General features: G+C 33.4%; 15 protein-coding genes. 5 read left to right on the top strand and 10 right to left on the bottom strand.

Translation table 11 applies throughout. The features are described 5' to 3' along the window. Window positions 1-277 precede the first annotated feature (277 nt). The 10 genes from groL to miaB form a co-directional block, all read right to left on the bottom strand. On the bottom strand, window positions 278-1,915 hold the full coding sequence (gene groL / locus ACFS5M_RS00135) for a chaperonin GroEL (RefSeq protein WP_183484056.1): 1,638 nt from the start codon (window positions 1,913-1,915) through the stop codon (window positions 278-280). A 102-nt stretch (window positions 1,916-2,017) separates the two neighbouring features. Then, entirely contained in the window at window positions 2,018-2,296 is a 279-nt protein-coding gene (locus ACFS5M_RS00130; protein ID WP_183484054.1) for a co-chaperone GroES, read from the bottom strand. Between the two features lie 255 nt (window positions 2,297-2,551). Next, on the bottom strand, window positions 2,552-2,902 hold the full coding sequence (gene secG / locus ACFS5M_RS00125; protein WP_183484052.1) for a preprotein translocase subunit SecG: 351 nt from the start codon (window positions 2,900-2,902) through the stop codon (window positions 2,552-2,554). Continuing rightward, window positions 2,902-3,834 (bottom strand): hypothetical protein, encoded by a 933-nt coding sequence (locus ACFS5M_RS00120; protein ID WP_183484049.1) that lies wholly within the window; start codon window positions 3,832-3,834, stop codon window positions 2,902-2,904. Before ACFS5M_RS00120 ends, secG begins: the two co-directional genes overlap by 1 nt. 67 nt (window positions 3,835-3,901) lie before the next feature. Beyond that, entirely contained in the window at window positions 3,902-4,405 is a 504-nt protein-coding gene (locus ACFS5M_RS00115; protein ID WP_183484046.1) for an LptE family protein, read from the bottom strand. Beyond that, window positions 4,405-4,596, bottom strand: coding sequence for a hypothetical protein (locus tag ACFS5M_RS00110; protein WP_183484043.1), 192 nt, complete (start codon window positions 4,594-4,596; stop codon window positions 4,405-4,407). Before ACFS5M_RS00110 ends, ACFS5M_RS00115 begins: the two co-directional genes overlap by 1 nt. Window positions 4,597-4,682: 86 nt before the next feature. Beyond that, the gene (locus ACFS5M_RS00105; protein WP_183484040.1) at window positions 4,683-6,047 is read right to left on the bottom strand and encodes a DUF7507 domain-containing protein; all 1,365 of its coding nucleotides are present in this window, start codon (window positions 6,045-6,047) and stop codon (window positions 4,683-4,685) included. Between the two features lie 42 nt (window positions 6,048-6,089). Continuing rightward, window positions 6,090-7,352: a sigma-54 interaction domain-containing protein gene (locus tag ACFS5M_RS00100; protein ID WP_183484037.1), complete on the bottom strand. Its 1,263-nt coding sequence runs from the start codon at window positions 7,350-7,352 to the stop codon at window positions 6,090-6,092. Beyond that, window positions 7,352-8,326 carry a hypothetical protein gene (locus ACFS5M_RS00095; protein ID WP_183484031.1) on the bottom strand — a complete coding sequence of 325 codons (975 nt, stop codon included), beginning with the start codon at window positions 8,324-8,326 and terminating at the stop codon, window positions 7,352-7,354. The genes ACFS5M_RS00100 and ACFS5M_RS00095 overlap by 1 nt, the downstream gene beginning before the upstream one ends. Before the next feature lie 32 nt (window positions 8,327-8,358). Further along, on the bottom strand, window positions 8,359-9,804 hold the full coding sequence (miaB, locus tag ACFS5M_RS00090) for a tRNA (N6-isopentenyl adenosine(37)-C2)-methylthiotransferase MiaB (RefSeq protein ID WP_183484026.1): 1,446 nt from the start codon (window positions 9,802-9,804) through the stop codon (window positions 8,359-8,361). Between the two features lie 142 nt (window positions 9,805-9,946). Here miaB and ACFS5M_RS00085 point away from each other — a divergent pair, with 142 nt between their 5' ends. From ACFS5M_RS00085 to porL, 5 genes are all read left to right on the top strand, one after another. Next, window positions 9,947-10,705, top strand: coding sequence for a hypothetical protein (locus ACFS5M_RS00085; RefSeq protein ID WP_183484024.1), 759 nt, complete (start codon window positions 9,947-9,949; stop codon window positions 10,703-10,705). 141 nt (window positions 10,706-10,846) lie between these two features. Further along, a complete protein-coding gene (topA, locus tag ACFS5M_RS00080) occupies window positions 10,847-13,336 on the top strand; it encodes a type I DNA topoisomerase (protein ID WP_183484021.1) in 2,490 nt (829 codons plus the stop codon). Between the two features lie 3 nt (window positions 13,337-13,339). Continuing rightward, window positions 13,340-14,506 (top strand): formimidoylglutamase, encoded by a 1,167-nt coding sequence (locus ACFS5M_RS00075; RefSeq protein WP_183484018.1) that lies wholly within the window; start codon window positions 13,340-13,342, stop codon window positions 14,504-14,506. Between the two features lie 164 nt (window positions 14,507-14,670). Beyond that, entirely contained in the window at window positions 14,671-16,038 is a 1,368-nt protein-coding gene (gene porK, locus ACFS5M_RS00070) for a T9SS ring complex lipoprotein PorK/GldK (RefSeq protein ID WP_183484015.1), read from the top strand. 66 nt (window positions 16,039-16,104) lie between these two features. Further along, window positions 16,105-16,737 (top strand): type IX secretion system motor protein PorL/GldL, encoded by a 633-nt coding sequence (porL, locus tag ACFS5M_RS00065; protein ID WP_183484010.1) that lies wholly within the window; start codon window positions 16,105-16,107, stop codon window positions 16,735-16,737. The last annotated feature ends 16 nt before the right edge of the window (window positions 16,738-16,753 follow it).

The following is a 16,753-nucleotide window of genomic DNA, read 5'->3' as shown; positions in this document are numbered from 1 at the left end:
TAATAATACATACATTTATATCAGTCTTAAATTATATATATTATGGGACAAACAAAGTCGAAAAGTAAGTCGGTTTTACCAAAACAAGCGGTAAAAAAGACTCCACAGGCTTCTACTAAGAAGAAGTAGTTTGTGTTTGGTTTATCAAGTATAAACCCCAATTATGAAAAACAAAAACCACCCTTAAAAAAGGTGGTTTTATCGTTTAAAGTGAATAAGTATAAGAAAGCCTTTGATAGAAATCAAAGGCTTTACTTTATTCTTGAAATTGTTATGTTTACATCATTCCTGGCATACCGCCACCCATTCCTGGAGGCATACCACCAGCAGGAGCATCTTCTTTAATATCAATTAAAGCACACTCCGTTGTTAGAATCATACCTGCAACTGAAGCAGCATTTTCTAAAGCAATACGTGTTACTTTTTTAGGATCGATAATACCAGCTTTAAGCATGTCAACATAAGATTCAGTTTTTGCATCATAACCAAAATCTTTTTTACCTTCTTTAACTTTAGCAACAACTACACTGCCTTCTCCACCTGCATTTTCTACAATCGTACGTAAAGGTGCTTCAATAGCACGAGCTACAATTTGAATACCAGTAACTTCATCTAGGTTTTCTGTTGTAATTTTTTCAAGCACTTTTTTAGCACGAACTAAAGCAACTCCACCACCAGCAACGATACCTTCTTCTACAGCTGCACGAGTAGCATGTAAGGCATCATCAACACGATCTTTCTTTTCTTTCATTTCAACTTCGCTAGCAGCACCAACATAAAGTACGGCAACACCTCCAGCTAATTTTGCTAAACGTTCTTGAAGCTTTTCTTTATCATAATCACTTGTTGTGGTTTCTATCTGAGATTTGATTTGGTTGACACGATTTTTTATCATGTTTTTGTCGCCAGAACCATTTACAACAGTTGTATTGTCTTTGTCAATGGTAATACGTTCAGCAGTACCAAGCATATCTAAAGTGGTATTTTCTAAGGTAAATCCACGCTCTTCAGATACGACTGTTCCTCCAGTTAAAATTGCAATATCCTCAAGCATTGCTTTACGTCTGTCTCCAAAACCTGGCGCTTTTACAGCAGCTATTTTTAAAGAACCACGTAACTTGTTTACTACTAAAGTCGCTAAGGCTTCACCATCTACATCTTCAGCAACAATTAATAAAGGTTTTCCAGATTGTGCTACTGGTTCTAAAACTGGTAGTAAATCTTTCATTGTTGATACTTTTTTATCAAACAATAAGATATAAGGATTCTCTAAATCGACAATCATTTTCTCACTATCTGTTACAAAGTAAGGCGAAAGGTAGCCTCTATCAAACTGCATGCCTTCTACAACATCCACATAGGTGTCTGTACCTTTAGCTTCTTCTACAGTAATTACACCTTCTTTACCTACTTTTCCAAAAGCATTAGCGATTAAATCTCCTATAACATCGTCGTTATTCGCAGAAATTGAAGCGACTTGCTTAATTTTATCTGAAGAGTTACCTACTTTTTTAGCTTGTTTTTCAAGGTCTTCAACAATCGCTGAAACCGCCTTATCAATACCACGTTTTAAATCCATAGGATTTGCACCAGCTGCGACATTTTTTAGGCCTTCTTTTACAATAGCTTGAGCTAAAACGGTTGCAGTAGTTGTACCATCACCAGCTAAATCGTTGGTTTTACTAGCAACTTCTTTTACCATTTGCGCGCCCATATTTTCTAGGGCATCTTCTAATTCTACTTCTTTTGCAACAGTGACTCCATCTTTAGTGACTTGAGGAGCGCCAAAACTTCTACTTATAATTACATTACGTCCTTTAGGTCCTAAAGTAACTTTTACTGCATCTGCTAATGCATCAACACCACGCTTTAAACCGTCACGTGCTTCTATATCAAATTTTATATCTTTTGCCATTTTTGAAATTTTAATTTTATTGTTCCCGCGAAAGCGGAAATCTTATTAATTGAAATTAATTATCTGTTTTTTTAGATTCCGCATCGAGTGCGGAATGACAGTCTAAATGATTGCCATAATATCTTCCTCTCGCATCATGAGATAATCTTTACCATCTAATTTTATTTCATTTCCAGAATATTTACCATAAAGCACTGTGTCTCCTACTTTTACAGTAAGTGGTTCGTCTTTTTTACCATTACCAACTGCCATAATAGTGCCTTTGTGTTGTTTTTCTTGAGCTGAATCTGGAATGAATAATCCCGAAGCGGTTTGTGTTTCCGCTGGAAGCGGTTCTACTAGAACACGATCTGCAAGCGGTTTAATGTTTATTTTACTCATTGTATGTGTTTTAATTAATAATTAGAATTGTTTTAATGCTAAAGCATTAAGCTAAAAATGTGCCAATACATTTTGACTGACAAACTTTCAGTTTGCGTTAGTGATTGAGCTTTTTTTGGAGCTCGCCAAACTATTTTGTTTGGAAGCGACTAGTGAAAGCACGACCAAGCTATAAACAGGTTTGTAGCTTGGTAGCGCCCAAAAACAAAAAATGCCAACTCGAAGGCTGGCATTTAAAATTGTATTTATTACAGATTATTTACCTACAGAATCTGTAGCTGTAGTGTTGTCTGTTTGAGCAGGAGCTGTTGGAATTACAGGTTGAGTAATAGCCTCAGTATCTAATGCTTTAGAATCTACAGTTCCAGTTCCTCTATTAATAGTGACGTTAGACACTAAAATTAAGACAACCATAATAGTTGCAAGGGTCCATGTACTTTTATCTAAAAAGTCGGTTGTTTTTTGAACACCACCTAATTGTTGTGTACCTCCACCACCGAACGATGATGATAATCCGCCTCCTTTAGGGTTTTGTACCATAATTACTACGATTAGTAAGAATGCTACAACTACGATTAATGCTAAAAATATAGTAAACGTACTCATTATTCTTTATTGTTTTGTTCTTGTAATTGTTTTACTGCTTTAATTTGGTCTGCAAAGAAACCACTTTTTTCTGGATATTTCAAACTTAATATTTTATAAGATTGTATGGCTTTTTTGTAGTTTTTTTGTTCCAGATAAATTCGTGCCAGTGTTTCTGTCATGAGTGCTTCTGGCTGTATCATTTGCGCTTCAGCAATATTTGTGTTGGGGCTTGCGGATTTGCTAGGTTTGAGTTTAGGGTTTTTTGTGATGAATTTATCAATAAGTTCAAACTTTTTATCGCGCTTTGATTTTGGTTTTTCAGTGTTTTTTTGATCTTTCTCTGTTTCGCGATTAATAGGAGAGAAGCGTGTTAAATTTAGCCATTCGTTGAATGAATGTCTTTCGTTTAAATCGAATTGAAGGGGTTTACCAAGATTTAAAATTTCATTAGGAGTAAGTGTTTGGTCTTGGTTACTTTCTTTTGATTCTTCTATGGTTTGCGAGGTGTCTAAATTGAAATTTGCAATTTTAGAACGTTCGACTTTTGGCTGGAATAATTCAGGGTCTAAAACACCTGTCGTGTCTTTTATTTGTTGTTTTAATGCATCATCAATGGTTACACTTTTATGAATAGAAATGTCTTCTACATCAATATCAATATTTTTTAAGTGTTCGTTGTTTTGTTTGATGTGATGAGAGATTTCATTTTGTAGAAATTCTTGAGATGTAATATAATCGAATAAAATACTGCGATCTGTAGTATAACTAGCTGTTGTTTTTAGAGCTTGGTTATAATTGAAACTTTCTTTGTTTTTTAAGCCTTTTAAATAAATAGCTCGAGCAGATTGGCAATACGGAAAGCTGTCAATAACCGATTTTAAAGCTTCGGTTTGTGATGCTGTAACTTCTTGAGGATGCTGAAGCAAGTATGTAAAATCTGTTGTATTCATTGGCTAAGCCAAATTTAATTCTTTGTTTTTAATTTTAAGGGTAAAAGTTATCGCTTTATGAGTGCTCCTACCACTTTGCTAATGAAGCATTAAAAATATCCTGAGTAAGACGTTCAAAAATTTCTGCAATAGCAGTGTCTTTTTGCGAGCCGACTAATTGTTGACTTCCAGCATAGTCGTAATAAAAACTAAAGCTTTGCTCAAAATCGTCTTCCTCTTTTTTCTTATTGTAAAAGCGCACATTCACACGAATAGTTAAACGGTTTTGTGCTGCAGTATTATTTGCTGTTGCTGTGGTTGGCGATATTCTGTATTCTGTAATTTCGCCTTCATAAACCAAATCGCCATTAGAATTCACTAGACTTAAATTAGTTTGATTCGTGATTAAGTCTTGTAAAGCTAAGGTAAAATCTCGATCTAAACCAGGCTCGATAAGTATTGCGTTATTTTGAAAATAATTCACTTGAAACGTTTTAGCGTCTCCAGTTTCTGCACCTGTAAAAGAGTAAGGACCACAAGTAAAAAATGTTGTAGAGATGACTAAAAGCAGGATGTAATTAAAATATTTCATTAATATGTGTTTGGTCTTTTCATGGTTATAAACGCAAAAACTTGAGCGCCTTCAATAGTAAACGATGTGCTTATAAGTCTGTAGCCTTGGTAGTGTTTGTCGTTAATAAAATCTTCGGCTTCTTGTCTTAGTTTTTCAGAGCTGTTAGGACTGAACGATTTTTTTAATCTAAAAATTTCTACGGCTTTCATAAAGAGACATTCTATTAAATCACTAAAATAAGTTCAAATTTATGAGATTAAATAGAAGAATGTCTTAAAGTTTTCAAAAATAATATTTATTCTGGAATTTCATCACCTTGGTAGTAGTAGTAACTATTTGGGTTTATCGCTCCAGGTCCTAATTCATCCAGCCATTGTAGAGTAGAAGACACAGGTAAGTTGTTGTCATTAAACTCATATTCATAAACAATACTACTAGGATCTGAAAAATCTATCAGTGTTAGATTATTTTGAGAAAACAGAATGAAAAACGGATCGTAATTACTTACTCCGCCTAAAAGATCTCTTAAAAAACCATAAACTTCAATTAAATTCGTCGAATTTGAATATAAAGAATTTATATTTGAGTCATGTGAAAAAGTAGCACAATCTGCGTCTGTGCATTCATTGTTTATGTTACTAATATAATCGTTACTTATGAAGTCACTACAATAGCTATATTCATCTAATTCGTCTGTAACTGTATTGTATTCTGATCCATAAAATCGGTAACATTTTGTGTTAATTGTATTAGAAGGAGAAACCATATATTGTTCGAAATACCCTTCTACGTATTCATAATCACCAAGAATATATGTGTCTTCTGAAAAAGATTCAGTTAGAAAATAATAACTAGTATCATCTTCTACAAATTCAAAATCCTTATCTCCAATACGTGTAACTCTATTTTCTGAGTCGTAAGTTATATCGATGGATTCTATAATGATATCGTCACTAGTTGTTTTAGTAATGTTTGTTAATTTTTGTTCTGAGTCAAATTCAAGATTATAAAGTCGAACTTCATTAGGAGTAATCCTATAGTCAAATTGATAAATCTTGTATAATTGGCCTTCTGTATCAAAGTAAAATTTTAATTGAGGAACATCTTCATTGTTCACCATGTGAAATTCAGAAATAATTAAAGGATCAAATTCAATAATGGTTTCTGTTGGGTCGTTTGAAGTATTGCCGTCAGTATCGTCGCCATCATCACTAAGGTCACTTACGTTTTCACCTTCAGGACTAATGCCGTTAGCTGTTGCGCTGAAAAATAGACCTCTAGCATCAACCTCGCTTTGAGTAATAATATATGTTGCAGAATAGGAAGCGGTTTCATCAACTTGTAAATCACCTTCAGCACTTCCAGAATCAGAACTCATAAAGTTTGGTCCAGAACTTAAGGATAACGAAGTGCCTAACAAATCGGAAAGGTTCGTGTTTATATTGATTCCTGAAAGCGCAACATTGCCAATATTTTTAACTGAAATGTTATAAGTTAAAAGATCATTGACACCTAACAGGTTGTTAATATCTTCGGTAATAGTAACAGACGTTACCACTTTTAAACTAGGATTTTCTGTGGGTTGAACATTTGTATTGTCATCACTGCTACAAGCAAAAATGATGAACGCACCTGCAAAAAGAGAAAGTAAATTTTTCATAAAACAAAGATTAATAGCTTTCTAAAGGTAAGAAAATATATGCTATAAATCGAATTGTTTTATTTTTCGGTATAAAGTTCGTTCGCTAATGCCAAGTTCTGCGGCTGCTAGTTTACGTTTGCCTTGGTGACGTTCTAACGATTTTTTAATAAGTTCTAATTCTTTATCGTGTAAAGATAAAGTCTCTTCTTCTTCAATTTCTTCTGCAAAATGGTACTTATCTGAATTATCTGCAATAGCTTCAGAAGCGTTTGAACGTTCAGAAATAGAGAGGACTTCTATATCGTCTTTAGTCTCTTCGTAATTTGCATCTTCTTCATTGCCATAAATTTTTTGAATTAAGCCTTCATTGTCTTTTTGAACTTCTGAAGCATTGCCATTTTTCATGAGCTCCATTGTGAGTTTTTTAAGGTCGTTTAAATCGCTTTTCATGTCGAATAACACCTTGTATAAGATTTCACGTTCATTGCTAAAATCACTTTCGGCTTTAGCTGTATTAATAATGGCAGGTAAATTAGTGCTTCCGCTTGGTAAATAGTTTTGAAGTACTGAAGCGTTTATCGTACGATTTTGTTCTAATACCGAAACTTGTTCGGCAACATTACGTAACTGTCTAATATTACCAGACCATCTGAATTTTAAGAGTAAATCTACTGCATCATCGGTTAACTTAACTGTTGGCATTTTATATTTAAGCGCAAAGTCGCTTGCAAATTTTCGAAACAGTAAATGAATATCATCTTTACGTTCGCGAAGTGCTGGCAAATGAATATCTATAGTACTTAATCTGTAGTATAAATCTTCACGAAATTTTTCTTTTTTTATGGCTTCAAACATGTTCACGTTTGTAGCAGCTACAATACGAACGTTAGTTTTTTGTACTTTACTTGAGCCTACTTTAATAAATTCGCCATTTTCTAAAACACGTAATAAACGTACTTGTGTGGTTAAAGGAAGTTCGCCAACTTCATCTAAAAAAATGGTGCCACCATCTGCAACTTCGAAATAGCCAGAGCGTGTTTGCGTTGCTCCAGTAAATGCGCCTTTTTCATGACCAAAAAGTTCACTATCGATGGTGCCTTCTGGAATGGCGCCACAGTTAACAGCAATATATTTGCCGTGTTTTCTATGTGAAAGTGAATGTATAATTTTTGGAATACTCTCTTTACCAACACCAGATTCTCCAGTCACTAAAACCGAAATATCTGTTGGAGCCACTTGAATGGCTTTTTCAATAGCACGATTTAGTGTGGCATCGTTACCAATAATTCCAAAACGTTGTTTTGTCGCTTGAACTGATTCCATTAAAAATAAGTGAATGTTTCTGTTGTTGTTATAGTCATTTCTTCTTCCCCATCATTATTATACCTTACCTCTGTTTTTATTAAAGAAGTTGGGTAATTTAATTCGTTATATTCATATTCGTAAGTACTTATATTTGAGCCTCCTGAATTAGTTAATGTCGACGATATTATATTGTTTGGCGAAATTTTATCATCAAATTGAATTTCTGAAGTCATACCAATAAAATTATGAAGTATTACTGGGTCAGTTGTACTTATATTTTTATATGGATTAAGTTTATCGTCATAAGTGAATGTCTCTGTATAATAAACATAGTGTTCTAAACTAGTATGATTAAGTAATTTATAGATTTTAGATGTGCGGTTCGAATTTGAATCGTATTCGTACTCAATAATTAAGTGAGGATAAATATTAGTAAGTGGGCTGTTAAGTCTTTCTTCACGTATTAATAAGTCATAATTTTCATCGGAAAAAGTATATGTTATTAAACTTCCGGAAGTGATATTGCCTGCTCTTACGGTTATTGTATTTGCGTTATACTCTACGTAATATGAACTTACTCCTATACCAGACCCTGAATCGTAATTTATGATGTTTATTCTATTATCTTCATATTCGTATTTAGAATATAAATATTCAAGACCAGGGGAATATGTACTATCTAAAGTACCGTTTGAGTTGTAGAATAACTTATCTGTATTATAAACATCAGTTGATGAGTTATCAAGAAAACGTTCAAATAAAGCTGGTTGCCCAGAAGCTCTATACCATTTTTTTGTTTGTCTGGTGTAATCGAGATGCGAAAAACTCTGAACACTAGTAATGTGCCTTAAAGTTAACATATCATCATCATCAATGTCATCATCATCAATGTCTTCATTTTCGATATCCTCATGTTCATTAGTAATAGAGGAGTCATTTGTACAAGACAATATAAAAAAAGGAAACAGAAGTAATAAAAGAACTTTTTTCATGATTTTAAGTTTTTGATTATTGCCTTACTAAGTTAATTATTTTTTGAATACCCTACAGGCTCACCAATTAAGGTGGTTTTAGTAGCTCTTGTAATTTTTACATTTACAAAATCGCCTACTTTATAATGTGCTTTAGGAAATACAGTAAGTAGATTTTGGCTATTTCGTCCTGACCAATCTTGGTCACCTTTTCGAGCTTCTTTTTCGATTAATACTTCTACAGTTTGACCAATAAAGGATTGTGTTTTTTCGAAACTATGCTCTAATTGTAAATCGATGACTTCTTGTAAGCGTCTTTTTTTAACCGCTAAAGGAATGTCGTCTTCCATTTTGCGTTCAGCCATAGTGCCTGGTCTTTCCGAGTAAGCAAACATATATCCAAAAGCATATTTTACGTATCGCATCAAACTTAAAGTATCTTGATGATCGGCTTCCGTTTCGGTTGGAAATCCAGTAATCATGTCTTGTGATATGGTACATTCAGGAAGAATGCGTTTAATGTTGTCAATCAATTCCATGTACTCTTCACGAGTATGCTGGCGATTCATTTCTTTTAATATGCGATTGCTTCCGCTTTGAACAGGCAAGTGTATATAATTACAAATGTTTTCGTATTTGGCCATAGTTTCAACGACGTCTAAAGTCATATCTTGAGGATTAGACGTTGAAAAGCGAATACGCATTTTTGGTTGAGCTTGTGCGCATAATTCTAAAAGCTTAGCAAAATTTACTGCTGTGGCTTTTTGCATTTCTGTGGCTTTTGTAAAATCTTTTTTTAAGCCTCCTCCATACCATAAATAGCTATCTACATTCTGTCCCAACAAAGTAATTTCTTTATAACCTTTTTGCCATAGGTCGTTAACCTCTTCAATAATACTTTGCGGATCACGACTACGTTCTCGTCCTCTTGTAAATGGAACCACACAGAATGTACACATATTATCGCAGCCTCTAGTAATAGAGACAAAAGCAGTAACACCATTGCTGTTTAAACGAACAGGAGAAATATCGCCATAAGTTTCTTCCTTAGATAATATAACATTAATTGCATCTCTACCATCTTCAACTTCAGCAATAAGGTTTGGTAAATCTTTATAAGCATCTGGTCCAACAACAAGATCTACAATTTTCTCTTCATCTAGAAACTTACTTTTTAAACGTTCGGCCATACAACCCAAAACACCAACTTTCATTTTGGGATTGTTTTTTTTTACCGCATTATATTTCTCTAAACGCTTTCTAACGGTTTGCTCTGCTTTATCGCGAATAGAGCAGGTGTTGACTAAAACTAAATCGGCATCTTCAAGTTTTTGAGTCGTATTAAATCCTTCGTTAGATAAAATAGAAGCCACAATTTCACTATCACTAAAATTCATTGCACAGCCATAACTTTCTATAAAAAGTTTGCGCGTGTTTTCTTTTTTGGATTCTATAATTAAGCTTTCGCCTTGTTTATTTTCGTCTATTATCTTTTCCATAATTATATTGAAACAATTCTCTGTCAATAAGCATGCAAAGATACGATTATTTTGTGTAATATGACAAAGTGACAGTATGTAAATTTTATTAAAGTTCTTTATGAAAAGCTTATATTTGAGATGCTAACCAATTCTATATATTATGAAACTTCAAGAATTTGAAAGAAGAGTACAAAATGCTAAAGACTTAGATTTTGGCGATATTTTTAACAAAAGCATTGAGCTATTTAAAAAAGTTTGGGTGCAAGGACTTGTGATTCTATTACTTACTATGGTCTTAATGATTCCGTTTTATATTATTATGTATTTGCCATTAATTGCTGCTGGTTTGATTGATCCTTCTATGTTTGAAGCAGGAAATGATCCAAGCCCACTTTTGACGATACCATTTGTTTTATTTGCGCTTGTTTTTTCAGTAGTTGCTATGGTTATTGGATTAGGAATGCGTGCAGGGTTTTATAGGATTTGTAAAATGAAAGACCTTGATGAAGCTGGTTCTGAAGATTATTTTTATTATTTAAAAAGGCCATATTTGAGCAAGTTAGTTAAGTTGTCTCTTGCCACTTTTGGTATTACATTGCTGGCCGCCTTGTTGTGTGTCATTCCAGTTTTTTATGTCATGGTTCCTGTAACTTTAATGAATCTTATTTTTGCCTTTAATCCTGAGCAATCAGTTTCAGATATTATTAAATCTGGTTTTGCTTTAGGAAATAAAAAATGGTTAATCACATTTGGCTTAATTATTATTGCTAGCTTTTTAGCTCAAATTGTTGGCATGATAATGTGTTTTGTAGGTGTATTTGTAACTGCATCATTTGCATACATTCCAGTTTATTATATATATAAGGAGTCTGTAGGATTTGATAAAGACGACGAGCTAAAACAAATTGAAAACCTGTAATGGTAATATTTATGACCTATTAAAGCTTGAGAAATCAAGCTTTTTTTATTTTATTTTATTAATAAAATGCGTTTCAAAAAAGAATAAATTAGGAACGTAAATTTTTTTTCCTATACCTTTGCACTTCGAAAAAAAAGAAATATGGCTAAGAATTTAGTAATCGTTGAGTCACCAGCAAAAGCAAAAACTATAGAAAAATTTCTAGGAAAAGATTTTAAAGTAGAGTCCAGTTTTGGGCATATTGCAGATTTACCATCTAAGGAATTAGGTGTTGATGTTGAAGGTGATTTTAATCCTAAATACGAAGTATCTAAAGATAAAAAAGCAGTTGTAAAAAAGCTGAAAGATTTAGCGAAGAAAGCAGAAATGATATGGCTAGCAAGTGATGAGGATCGAGAAGGAGAAGCTATTGCATGGCATTTAGCAGAAACATTAAAGCTGGATAAAGACAAAACAAAACGAATTGTTTTTCATGAAATTACCAAAGCAGCAATTCAAAAAGCTATTGAAAACCCTAGAAGTATTGACTATCACCTAGTGGATGCGCAACAAGCACGTCGTGTGTTAGACCGTATTGTTGGTTATGAATTGTCGCCTGTTTTATGGCGAAAAGTAAAAGGCGGTTTATCTGCTGGTCGTGTACAATCGGTTTCTGTACGATTAATAGTAGAAAAGGAACGCGACATTTTAGAATTTAAACCTGAAGCGTCTTACAGAATAGATGCTGAATTTTCTAATGAAGAAGGGCAATCGTTTAAGGCGAAACTTCCAAAGAATTTTTCAACTAAAAAAGAAGCATACGACTTTTTAGAGCTTAATGCTTCAGCTAATTTTAAAGTTTCAGATTTACAAAAAAAACCTGCAAAAAAATCACCTGCAGCGCCATTTACAACATCAACATTACAGCAAGAAGCTTCTAGAAAGTTATATTTTTCGGTTGGAAAAACCATGAATATGGCACAGCGTCTTTATGAAGCAGGTTTAATAACCTATATGAGAACAGATAGTGTGAATCTATCTGATGAAGCTAGAAATGGCGCAAAAGCTGAAATAGAAAGTGCCTTTGGAGAAAAATACTGCAAACCTAGAAACTATAAAGGAAAATCTAAAGGCGCACAAGAAGCACACGAAGCTATTCGACCAACAGATTTTGCAACTCATTCTGTAGATATAGATAGAGATCAAGCACGATTATACGATTTAATCTGGAAACGTGCAATAGCATCGCAAATGAGCGAAGCACAATTAGAGCGTACCAATGTAAGGATAGAGTCTTCAACCCATGATGAAATCTTTACGGCTAATGGAGAGGTGATTAAATTTGATGGATTTTTAAAAGTATATTTAGAAGGAACAGATGATGAAGAAGTAGAGCAAGATGGCATGTTGCCTGCAATGAAAGTAAACGAGACACTTTTAAATAATTATATAACAGCAACAGAACGTTACACAAGACCTCCTGCAAGATATACAGAAGCATCATTGGTGAAAAAATTAGAAGAATTAGGTATTGGAAGACCATCTACTTATGCACCAACTATTTCTACCATACAAAATAGAAACTACGTAGAAAAAGGGACTGTTGATGGTGTAGAGCGAGACTATACACAACTAACCTTGAAAGATGGAAACTTAAAAGATATTGTGCTTTCAGAAAAAGTAGGCTCAGATAAAGGAAAGTTAGTGCCAACAGATATTGGTATGATTGTTACTGACTTTTTAGTCAATCATTTTGAAAGTATTCTTGACTATAATTTTACGGCTAAAGTAGAAAATCAATTTGATGATATTGCTGAAGGTAAGAAGGATTGGAAAAAAATGATGAAGTCTTTTTATAAAACCTTTCATCCTAAAGTAGAAGATGTTCAAGAAAATGCTGATAGAGAATCAGGAGAACGTATTCTAGGTAAAGATCCAAAAACAGGAAAACAAGTGAGTGTGCGTTTGGGGAAATTTGGACCAATGGTGCAAATAGGTACTGTAGATGATGAAGAAAAACCAAGCTTTGCAAGCTTATCTCCAGATCAGCAACTCAATACGATTACTTTTGAAGAAGCAATGGATTTGTTTCAGCTTCCAAAAGATTTAGGCGTTTATGAAGGTGAAGAAGTACAAGTTAATAATGGGCGTTTTGGCCCTTATGTAAAATTCGGAAAGACTTACGTGTCTTTACCAAAAGGGGTGGATCCTCTAAGTGTTGAGTTGGATGATGCCATCGTTTTAATAAAAGAAAAACAAAAAGCAGATGCACCTATATATATGTATCAGGATTTACCAGTACAAAAAGGAAAAGGGCGTTTTGGACCATTTATTAAATGGAATAACATGTTTATTAATGTTAACAAAAAATACGATTGGGACAATTTAAGTGATAACGATATCATAACACTAATTGAAGACAAAATTCAAAAAGAAAAAGATAAATTAGTGCACCATTGGGAAGCAGAAGGGATTCGAGTAGAAAAAGCACGATGGGGAAGACATAATATAATTAAAGGTAAAACTAAAATAGAATTGCCTAAAACCGTAGATGTCTCGAATTTTACTTTAGAAGAAGTGCAAGGCATTATCGAAAAGAATGCACCAAAAAAGAAAGCGACCAAGAAAAAAGCAACTACAAAAAAGAAATAACAAATGAATTTTAATTTTCTCTCTCCCGTTTCAGATGTAGTTTTAGCACATAACGAGTTATTACCACAACAAGCGTTGGGAAGAAGATTGAAGATACATTCTCAGCAAAATGGTATTCCTGATATGGAAGGTATTCATCTTGCTATTCTAGGCGTTATTGAAAATAGAAATGATGTCAATTACATAGGAGAAGATTTCAATTTAAATGAAATAAGAAAATCATTCTATCAATTGTTTCCTGGAAGTTGGACTACAACCATTGCCGATTTAGGAGATATTAATGCAGGAGAAACAGTTGAGGACACATACTTTGCTTTAAAAACAACAATTTCAATTTTAATCCAAAAAGGAATCATTCCTATTATTATAGGTGGAAGCCAAGATTTAACCTATGCAAATTATCGCGCTTATGATAATTTAACTCCTATGGTAAATATTGTTAATGTTGATTCTAAATTTGATTTAGGTGATTCAGCAAAACCAATTAAGAATACAAGTTTTATAGGTAAGATTATTTTAGATCAACCTTATAATTTGTTTAACTATGCTACAATTGGATATCAAACTTATTTTAATTCTCAAGAAGAAATTGACCTTATGGAAAAGCTTTACTTTGAAGCGTATCGATTAGGAGAAGTTTCAAATAAGATTGAAATAGTAGAGCCAGTGATGCGAGATGCAAATATTGTTAGTATAGATTTAGGCGCTGTCAAATCATCTGAAGTAAGTTTAAATCAAAAGGTATCTCCGAATGGTTTAGACGGAAAAGAGATTTGTGCCATTTCAAGATATGCAGGAATAAGCAATAAAGTAAGCTCAATAGGTATATGGGAATACAAACCCTCTAAGGATGATGAAATTTCTTCAATGTTAATCTCTCAAATGATTTGGTATTTTATAGAAGGGGTTAATTATCGAGTTAAAGATGATGACTTTAAAAATGATGAGAACTACCAAAAGTTTATTACCTTAGTAGAGGATCAAGAATTAGTCTTCTATAAGAGTAAAAAAACAGGAAGATGGTGGATAGAAATACCTTTTTTAACCGAAGTAAATAATAAATTAAAAAGACATACGTTATTACCTTGCATGCATCAAGATTATATCGACGCCTGTAACAATATAGTGCCAGAGCGCTGGTATAAAGCGTTTCAGAAGAATAGTGTGTAGTAAAATACGTTAAAATACATGCTTTTTTCATCGGTAAAATGTTTTATTTTTACGACGAAATGTAAATTTTTTTACTAAAAAAGTTGTTTTTTAATAAATATATAAATATGTTTACGCTCTTAAATTTTGAGCATAAAGTAATTAACCTCGAGTTTTCTATAAATATGAAGAAGTTTTTATTATTAACGGTAGTTTTAACATTCCTAGCAAGTTGTGGATCTGGTGACAGAGGTCAACTCGTTGGTGTTAAAGGAAAAAAGTGGCACCCAGAGAAGCCTTATGGTATGGAATTAATACCTGGTGGCGCATTTATTATGGGTAAGTCAGATGATGATTTAGCTGGTATTCAAGATGCACCAACTAAAACGGTTACAGTAAGATCGTTTTATATGGATGCAACAGAAATTACTAATAGCGAGTATCGCCAATTTGTGGAGTGGGTCAGAGATTCAACCATAAGAACTAAGCTTGCAATATTAGCAGATGAGGTTGGAGCAACTCCAGGTGATGGAGGTATTGGTGATTATGCATTTAAAGATGCAGATCCTGAGAATATGAATGCTTACGAACAATACATGTATGATAATTACAGTGGAATGGGTGAAACGGGTTACGAAGGTAGAAAGTTAAACCATGATGTTGAATTATTATTTGATACTAATGATTATCCAGACGAATACTATGTTGAGGTTATGGATACTATGTATTTACCGATAGAGGAGTCTTATAATGGGCAACGTACTTGGGATGTATCTAAGTTCAAGTTTCAATTTTCTTATATGGATATTGAAAAAGCAGCTAAAGCATCAAATAAAGGTAAAAAGAGATCAGAATTCATTATTACAGAATCTGTAGAAATTTATCCAGATACAACAGCATGGATTAGAGATTTTGCTTATTCATATAATGAGCCGATGCATAATGATTATTTCTGGCACGATGCTTATGGAGAATATCCTGTAGTAGGTGTGTCTTGGAAACAAGCAAAAGCTTTTTGTGAGTGGAGAACTTTATATCACAATGCTTATAGAAAAGAAAAGAAAAAGCATTTTGTAAATGAATATAGATTGCCATCAGAAGCGGAATGGGAATATGCAGCAAGAGGTGGTTTACAAGGAGCAACTTTCCCTTGGGGAGGACCTTATCCTAAAAATGATAGAGGATGTTTTATGGCTAACTTTAAACCTTTAAGAGGAGATTACGCAGCCGATCAAGCACTATATACGGTTGAAGCAAAGTCTTATGAGCCAAACGATTATAACTTATATAATATGGCTGGAAATGTTTCAGAATGGGTAATGGCATCTTATGATCCTTCTTCTTATGAATATGTTTCAACAATTAATCCAAGTGTTAATGATGTCAATAACCAACGTAAAGTTGTTAGAGGTGGTTCATGGAAAGATGTTGCTTACTATTTACAAGTGAGTTCTAGAGATTATGAATACGCAGATTCAGCTAGAAGTTATATTGGATTTAGAACTGTTCAAGATTATATGGGAACAGATGTAACTGCAAACGCAAATAATTAAAATCAAACAAAACAAATATATTAATCAACTTAAGTATTATACTTACTAAAAACTAAAACTAAAATTATGGCACAGAAAGGTAAAATCACAGTAACTAATATGATCTACGGATTAGGAGCAGCAATTGTAATTGTAGGAGCTCTTTTCAAAATACAACACTGGCCTTATGGATCAGAAATTTTAACTATTGGTATGATTGTAGAAGCGCTTGTATTTACATATTCAGCTTTTGAAAAGCAAGCTGGAGATATCGATTGGTCTTTAGTATATCCAGAATTAGCTGGAGGTGCATCTACTAACAAAAAGAAGAAAGAAGAGCCTAAAGATGCAGAAGGTTTACTTTCTAAAAAATTAGATAACTTATTAAAAGAAGCTAAGATTGATGGTGAATTAATGCAAAGTCTAGGTGCTAGCATTAAAAACTTTGAAGGTGCTGCTAAAGGAATCTCTCCTACAGTAGATTCTATTCAAGCTCAAAAGAAGTATAGTGAAGAATTATCTTTAGCTGCTGCTCAAATGGAATCATTAAACAGCCTTTATAAAGTACAAATGGAAAGTGCTAACAGACAAGCTACTATTAATGAAGAAGCTGTTGAAAACGCAACTAAGCTAAAAGAACAAATGCAATCTTTAGCATCTAACTTATCATCTCTAAATGGAGTATATGGTGGAATGTTATCTGCAATGAACAAAAACTAATTAGGCATAGATCTAA

Source organism: Lacinutrix iliipiscaria, assembly GCF_042686125.1.
Lineage (GTDB): Bacteria > Bacteroidota > Bacteroidia > Flavobacteriales > Flavobacteriaceae > Oceanihabitans > Oceanihabitans iliipiscarium.
This window is presented reverse-complemented; position numbering and strand designations above follow the sequence as displayed.